Genomic DNA, 7,158 nt, shown 5'->3' with positions numbered 1-7,158 from the left:
TCGCAGCCCCGACCCGCGGTCACGAGCGGGGGCTCCTATCTTTTTAGTGCCCTCGGATTGGGTCATAGTGTCTGTCGTTGCCGAAACATCAGCGTCGCCCTGATCAAAACCTGCCAAAAAGGGACAGGTTTATTTTGGTCGGTTTTATCTGGGCAAACGTGGTCGTCTATCGCAATGTAGTCGTTGGGGACGTTCTTGTTTGACTAGTCGTTTAAGAGCGTCCCCAATGACTACATATAAGAACGTCCCCAACGACTACATAGCATGAGAGTGGATAATCTCCCGGTTTGAGTCTGCATTCAAGCTCAAAGTGGGAGATTATCCACTCTCATTTGTTGTGTGTCCGAAAATCCACGCTCGTTTCTATTCCGCCTACATTTGTAGGAACAGTTCGTGGAGGCGGGTGTCGTCGTCGAGTTCTGGATGGAAGGTGACACCGAGCTGGTTGCCCTGGCGGGCGGCGACGATGCGCCCGTCGACTTTCGCTAGGGCCTTGGCGTCGCCGTGGACCTCGACGATGCGGGGCGCGCGGATAAACGTCAGCGGCACTTCACCGTCGATGCCGGCTACCTGCCCCTTGGTTCGAAAGCTGCCGAGCTGCCTGCCGTAGGCATTGCGCTCGACAAGTACATCCATGGTTGCCAAACGCGGCGTGCCCTTATCGTCATGGGCGGCAAGGTCGTGAGCCAGCAGAATCAGGCCGGCGCAGGTGCCCAGGACGGGCATGCCTTTGGCGATGCGGGTACGAAGCTCCTCGAGCATGCCCAACTCATCAAGCAGCTTCCCTTGAACGGTAGACTCGCCGCCGGGAAGTACCAGACGGTCAAAGTCCTGCTTCAAATCAGCCGCCTGCCTCAGCTCAATACAACGTGCGCCCAGCTCGGACAGGCTTGCCTCGTGCTCGGCAAAAGCACCTTGGACCGCCAGCACGGCGACCGTCTGGTCTGCGTAATCGCTCATGTGCGATCCTTTCTGTTGGACTAGCGCCCGCGCTCCTCCATGATGATCTCGATCTCGTCGGCGTTGATGCCGACCATGGCCTCGCCCAGGTCCTCCGAAAGCTCGGCGATGAGTTTGGCGTCGGTGAAGTTTGCCACGGCCTTGACAATGGCGGCTGCGCGCTTGGCGGGGTCGCCGCTCTTAAAGATGCCCGAGCCGACAAAGACACCTTCGGCGCCCAGCTGCATCATCAGCGCGGCGTCGGCGGGGGTCGCTACGCCGCCGGCGGCAAAGTTCACGACGGGGAGCTTGCCCGTGGCATGGACCTCGCGGACCAGCTCGACCGGCACCTGCAGTTGCTTGGCTGCCTCAAAGAGCTCGTCGTCACGCAGGGCAACAACGTCGCGGATCTGCTTTTGGATCTTGCGCATATGGCGCACGGCCTGAACGACGTCGCCCGTGCCCGGCTCGCCTTTGGTGCGGATCATCGTGGCGCCCTCGGCAACACGGCGCAGCGCCTCGCCCAGATCGCGGGCGCCACAGACAAACGGCACGTCAAACTGGGTCTTGTCGATGTGGTAGACATCGTCGGCGGGGGAGAGGACCTCGGATTCGTCGATGTAGTCGATCTCGATGGCCTGAAGGACCTGCGCCTCGACGATGTGACCGATGCGGCACTTTGCCATGACGGGGATCGAGACGGCCTCTTGAATGCCCTTGATCATCTTGGGGTCACTCATGCGCGACACGCCGCCGGCGGCGCGGATGTCGGCCGGGATGCGCTCGAGTGCCATGACGGCACAGGCGCCCGCCTCTTCGGCGATGCGTGCCTGCTCGGGCGTGGTGACGTCCATGATGACGCCGCCCTTGAGCATCTGCGCGAGCTCGCGGTTGAGTTTAACGCGATCGGCCTTGCTGGTCTGTTCTGCCATGGTTGCTCCCTTGGTTGGCATGTGCATTGCTTGACGGAATATCCTATCGGGGAGCTGGGCATGGCGAAATACTCAGTTTTCGAGATAATAACAAGGTTAGACTAATACCAGATTGAATGACTCGATAAGGTCAGGTGACAAACTCATGCTTGACTATAATTTGGAAAACCGCGGCGAAGCATCGCTCTATGAGTATGTTTACCAGCAAATTCGAGATGATATCGTAGCTGGACGTATTGCGGCGGGGGAGCATCTTCCGTCTAAGCGTGCCTTTGCCAGTCATCTGGGAATCAGTGTCATTACCATCGAGAATGCATATAGCCAGTTGCTTGCCGAGGGTTATATTTGCTCAAAGCCGCGGCGTGGTTACTACGCGTGCGAGCTTCCCGATGCACCGGTTTTGTCTTTGGCCGCGGGGGATATCGACCGAGATGCTGTCTCTGTTGGCCCCAGCGCGCATGATTCCGACGGACAGACCGAGCAGTTCGAGGCTCTTTCTCCTTCCGCTTTGGAGGCGGCGCGGCTTTGGCAAAGCACGCTGCGGGCGACACTGACGTCCGAAGACGAGCGCGAAATCTTTTCGCCCGCGCCGGCGCAGGGCACCGCTCGGCTGCGACGTGCGATTGCGCACCATCTGCGCGGGACAAGGGGTATGAATGTCGACCCCAACAACATCGTTATCGGTGCGGGCGCCCAGTTGCTCGATACCATGTTGGTTCAGCTGCTTGGCGCGGACAAGGTGTATGCCGTTGAGGATCCGGGCTATTTGCGCCTGACGCGCATCTATCAGGCTATGGGCTGCGAAGTGCGTCATATCCCGTTGGACGGTGAAGGCGTGGACTTGAGTGCTCTGCAGAAAACCGGGGCGGATGTCCTTCACCTGATGCCGTCTCACCAATATCCGACCGGCCTTGTGACGAGCATTGCGCGTCGCTATGCCCTGCTGAGCTGGGCCGCCGAGCAGCCGGACCGGTATCTCATCGAAGATGACTTTGATTGTGAGTTTCGCCTTGCCGGCAAGCCGATTCCCGCGCTCGCGTCGATCGATGCCGCCCAATCGGTCATCTACACCAACACCTTTTCAAAAAGTCTGTCGTCGGCCCTGCGTTTGGCGTATATGGTCCTGCCTGATGAGCTGATGGAACGGTTTAGGCGCAACCTTGGTTTTTACGCCTCGTCGGTGAGTTCTGTTGACCAGGTCGCTTTGGCTCGCTTGCTGGAATCGGGTGATTACGAGCGACATGTGAACCGCGTGCGCGTTCGAGCTCGCGAGGCGCGTGATGGCCTGACGGCGCTTGTGCGAAAGGCGTTTCCGGCGGGGGAGTTTTTGGTTGAGCACGCGGATGCCGGCCTCTACTGCGTCGTAGTTGCGGAGTGCGATACGGGCGGAAACTCTTTTACACGCGCCCTCGCGCGCTCGAGCATCCCTTACATCGATATCAATGACTGTTTTTGGTGTCCCGATGGCGCACATGGATCTTCAAACCCGACTCGAATCCTTGTCCAGTACGACGATTTGAGTCCAAATGAGCTAAATACCCTGGAATCGCAGCTAATGGGCGCACCCTCTAACCTAAGTGAGTAGGCTTTTAGCGTGAGGAGGACCAGGCCGTTTTGTAGCAAGCTATCTACCTGCGATTTTGTGAAGCAGTTTAGTCGGTCTGCTCGGCGGGTCCTAAATAGTCTACTCACTTGCCGCGCAAGGCTTCCGCATGAGAAAAGAAGCGGGGTTTTCAACAACGCTCCGTCCAGTTCTTGGCAAGCTTTTGGCCAGTTGGGGAGGGCTGTTGAAAACTTAACAGTCCGTTCGACGCCCTTTTCGGTGCGTTCGCGCCAATGCGTGAGTACCAGGGTTGAAATCCGTGTTCTCCTGTGCCTATGAAGGATCTACTTTGTGACATATCGGCTTTTAGGTACTGGCGCTTGCCCCCTCAAGTCCTTGCTTTGTGTCCGCCGCTTCCACGACCGGAAGAAGACCGGCAGCGATATGACCTTGTCCGTAACCCGACGGCTAAGGTTGCGCTCGGCTTTCCGTTGTATACGTTGGTTCGAACGAGAAACAAGCGGACTTGCCCTGCCGGCATGAGGCAGCGGCTGTTTCTCGGTGAGCTCCCCAGGGAATCCGTGCTAGAAACGGAGCATGGGTTTTTTGATTACGTCTCCTCTACTGACGGCATTCATCATGTTGCGGCATCTGACGGATCTTCAGCTTCTTTTGGTATTGGCGGAGATGTGCGGTTTGTTTGCGGTGTGTGCCCTGCCGGCGGCACTCGAGGCGGAGCTTTCGCGTGCAATTGATTCGGGCGCGATTCCGACAACTTCGGGCTGGACACGCTGTCCGTCCGAGGATGGCGTCGCTTCAGATTTATGGCGTCGCGACGCTTTGGTTTTGAGCGGAGACCTCGACCGTTTTTGTTCAGATGTTTACGGGATGCGGTACGGCAAGCGATTTATGGCGGTGTCGCGTTTTGTTCCGCTGGGCGCCGCATCGCCCTTTGAGGTCGAGGCGTATTTGTTGTTTGCACTGCCGCGAACACTAGGGGGCGAAGGTTTTTGCGGCATAGAGCTCAATGTCGAAGTGAGGCTAGGTGCAAGTGCTCGAGCGATTGTGGGAAAGTCCCGCGTCTTTATCGACCTGCTTCTGTCTTCGCCGGACGGAGCGCGACAGGTGGCCATTGAATGTCAGGGAAAGGCCTCGCACGGGCGCGCAGGGGACGGCTTGCGTGACGCTGACCGCATGACGGCCCTTCAGGCCATGGGCTACGATGTACTTCTCCTGACACACAGACAGATATTCGATGAGGATAAATTCCGCGCGATCGTTAAGGCCGTATGCAGGATGCTCGATGCTGAATATCGTGATAAAAGTTCAGATGAGCAAAGGGCTGAGACATTACTCCGGTCCGAACTATTCGTTGACTGGACAAAATTGGGAGTAATCGACGGAAAGATGCCCGTTAGACACAAAACAGCTCGATCGTGGACGGCTGCGGTTCTAAGTGAGTAGACTTTTGGCACTTTGGTGACCAGGCCGTTTTGTAACAAGGCATTTACCTGCGGCTTTATAAAGTGATATGGATGGCCTGCTCGGCAAGTTCAAAAAAGTCTACTCACTTAGTTTTTGACGAGAAGCCGATGCCGAAGGCGGTCCTGTTTCAGGGCGTTAACAAGTTCGTGAGTCACGAAAAAGGCCCGAACCATGCGGTCCGGGCCTCATCGAGCTAGAGATTATCTCTCAGGCGGCTGGCTTAGCCAAAGTAGCGCTTGAGCAGACCGGCGAAAGCCTTGCCGTGGCGAGCCTCGTCGCGAGCCATCTCGTGCACGGTGTCGTGGATGGCATCGAGGCCAGCGGCCTTGGCGCGCTTGGCAAGATCGGTCTTGCCGGCGGTGGCGCCATTCTCGGCCTCAACGCGCATCTCGAGGTTCTTCTTGGTGGAGTCGGTCACAACCTCGCCCAGGAGCTCGGCGAACTTGGCGGCATGCTCGGCCTCCTCGTGCGCAGCCTTCTCCCAGTACAGGCCGATCTCGGGATAGCCCTCGCGATGAGCGACGCGAGCCATGGCCAGGTACATACCGACCTCGGAGCACTCGCCCTCAAAGTTGGCGCGCAGGTCAGCAACGATGTCCTCGGAGACGCCCTCCATCTTGGCGACGCCCACGACGTGCTCGGCAGCCCACTCGAGCTGACCCTCCTCCTGCTTTAGGAAGCGAGAGCCGGGAACGCCGCACTGGGGGCACTTGAAATCCTCGGGCAGCTGGTCGCCGTCGAACTCTTCCACATAACCGCAAACGGGGCAAACAAACTTCATGATTCGATCCTTTCGATCGATGGCGATGGAGCGCTCGTCCGGTCCCGTAAGGGCCCTCTCCGGACGTGCGTCTTGACGAGTTCTATTATCCATAAATGCAACCAAATGTGAAGCCTATTAGGAATGATTTTTAATAAAAAATTTTAGGCATGTGAAGATGTTGATTGATTAACGATTGCCAGGCCGCTCGAGACCTCCGATGAGTACAATCGGTCGAGCAAATGTTGACCTATCAACAAATGAAGGAGTTTCCTTTATGCATCTAGCCCGTCGTGCCTGGTGCCGAACATATCAGACGGTTTTTCGCATCGCATTGCCGATCCTGCCCTATACCGAGCCGCGCATTTTGGAGCATGCCGAGGACGTGCCCGCGGTGCTTCAAAAGCGCTCGATACAGCGGGTTCTTATCGTGACGGATCCCGGTATTGCCCGTCTGGGGCTCACGGCGCCGCTCGAGACGGCGCTCGCGTCCAAGGGAATTGGCGTTACGGTCTATGCCGAAACGCGTGCGAACCCCACGGTCTCAAACGTGGAGGAAGCGGCGTCCCTGTATCGCGAGAGCGCCTGTCAGGCCATTATCGGCTTTGGCGGCGGCTCGGCCATGGACTGTGCCAAGGGCGTGGGCGCACGCATCGCACAGCCAAACAAGCCCATCAACAAGATGCGCGGCCTGCTGCGCGTTCATCGTCGCCTGCCGCTGCTCATCGCCGTTCCCACCACGGCAGGTACGGGTAGCGAGGTCACGCTCGCAGCGGTCATTACCGATGACGAGTCGCACTACAAGTACCCCATTAACGACTTTGTGCTTATCCCGCGCTTTGCGGTGCTCGACCCCGAGTTTACGCGCGGCCTGCCCGCCTCCATTACGGGGCAGACGGGCATGGATGCCCTGACGCATGCCGTCGAGGCCTTTATCGGCCGTAGCACCACGCCCTACACGCGCAAGATGGCGCGCCAGGCGGTGCAGCTCATCCACGACAATTTGCTCGAGGCCTATGAGTATGGCGACGACATACGTGCGCGTCGCAATATGCTTTCGGCGGCGTATAAGGCGGGCGTTGCGTTTACCCGCTCCTATGTGGGATACGTTCACGCCATCGCGCACAGTCTGGGCGGCCGATACGGGATTCCGCACGGCTTGGCCAACGCGATCATCCTGCCGCACATGCTCCGCGCTTATGGTGACGCCGCCGCCCCCAAGCTCGCCGATCTTGCTCGCATGGCGGGCATTGCGCCGGCTACCGCGCAGGACGGTCTTGCGGCCGAGGCCTTTATCGATTGGGTCGACCGCATGAACGTTGCCCTGGGTATCCCCAAATATGTGACAGGCATTCGCCGCTCCGACATTCCCGAAATGGCAACGCACGCCGATGCCGAGGCCAATCCCCTGTACCCCGTTCCGCTTTTAATGGACCGTTTGGAACTCGAGCATATGTACGAAGTTATCGCAGGTGGTATGTTTGAGGACGAGAACTAGG

General features: G+C 58.2%; 6 protein-coding genes. 3 read left to right on the top strand and 3 right to left on the bottom strand.

From position 1 onward, the window contains the following. Positions 1-372: 372 nt before the first annotated feature. Positions 373-960: a pyridoxal 5'-phosphate synthase glutaminase subunit PdxT gene (gene pdxT, locus PMX72_RS05355; RefSeq protein WP_271729336.1), complete on the bottom strand. Its 588-nt coding sequence runs from the start codon at positions 958-960 to the stop codon at positions 373-375. A 20-nt stretch (positions 961-980) separates the two neighbouring features. Next, on the bottom strand, positions 981-1,871 hold the full coding sequence (gene pdxS, locus PMX72_RS05350) for a pyridoxal 5'-phosphate synthase lyase subunit PdxS (RefSeq protein WP_022094325.1): 891 nt from the start codon (positions 1,869-1,871) through the stop codon (positions 981-983). 145 nt (positions 1,872-2,016) lie between these two features. Here pdxS and pdxR point away from each other — a divergent pair, with 145 nt between their 5' ends. Both pdxR and PMX72_RS05340 read left to right on the top strand, forming a co-directional pair. Further along, a complete protein-coding gene (pdxR, locus tag PMX72_RS05345; protein WP_271746182.1) occupies positions 2,017-3,456 on the top strand; it encodes a MocR-like pyridoxine biosynthesis transcription factor PdxR in 1,440 nt (479 codons plus the stop codon). 555 nt (positions 3,457-4,011) lie between these two features. After that, positions 4,012-4,878: a hypothetical protein gene (locus PMX72_RS05340; RefSeq protein WP_118226448.1), complete on the top strand. Its 867-nt coding sequence runs from the start codon at positions 4,012-4,014 to the stop codon at positions 4,876-4,878. Between the two features lie 241 nt (positions 4,879-5,119). Here PMX72_RS05340 and PMX72_RS05335 read toward each other — a convergent pair whose 3' ends face one another. Then, positions 5,120-5,680 (bottom strand): ferritin family protein, encoded by a 561-nt coding sequence (locus PMX72_RS05335; protein WP_022094328.1) that lies wholly within the window; start codon positions 5,678-5,680, stop codon positions 5,120-5,122. 256 nt (positions 5,681-5,936) lie between these two features. Between PMX72_RS05335 and PMX72_RS05330 the strand changes: the two genes are divergently transcribed. Next, positions 5,937-7,157 carry an iron-containing alcohol dehydrogenase gene (locus PMX72_RS05330; RefSeq protein ID WP_117786339.1) on the top strand — a complete coding sequence of 407 codons (1,221 nt, stop codon included), beginning with the start codon at positions 5,937-5,939 and terminating at the stop codon, positions 7,155-7,157. The last annotated feature ends 1 nt before the right edge of the window (position 7,158 follow it).

It is taken from the genome of Collinsella aerofaciens, assembly GCF_028207065.1.
Taxonomy (GTDB): domain Bacteria; phylum Actinomycetota; class Coriobacteriia; order Coriobacteriales; family Coriobacteriaceae; genus Collinsella; species Collinsella aerofaciens_AR.
This window is presented reverse-complemented; position numbering and strand designations above follow the sequence as displayed.

Excerpts from the sequence above, each read along its gene's own strand:
- PMX72_RS05330 (WP_117786339.1), top strand. The coding sequence starts at position 5,937 with ATGCATCTAGCCCGTCGTGCCTGGTGCCGAACATATCAGACGGTTTTT.
- PMX72_RS05340 (WP_118226448.1), top strand. The coding sequence starts at position 4,012 with ATGGGTTTTTTGATTACGTCTCCTCTACTGACGGCATTCATCATGTTG.
- pdxR (WP_271746182.1), top strand. The coding sequence starts at position 2,017 with ATGCTTGACTATAATTTGGAAAACCGCGGCGAAGCATCGCTCTATGAG.
- PMX72_RS05335 (WP_022094328.1), bottom strand. The coding sequence starts at position 5,680 with ATGAAGTTTGTTTGCCCCGTTTGCGGTTATGTGGAAGAGTTCGACGGC.
- pdxS (WP_022094325.1), bottom strand. The coding sequence starts at position 1,871 with ATGGCAGAACAGACCAGCAAGGCCGATCGCGTTAAACTCAACCGCGAG.
- pdxT (WP_271729336.1), bottom strand. The coding sequence starts at position 960 with ATGAGCGATTACGCAGACCAGACGGTCGCCGTGCTGGCGGTCCAAGGT.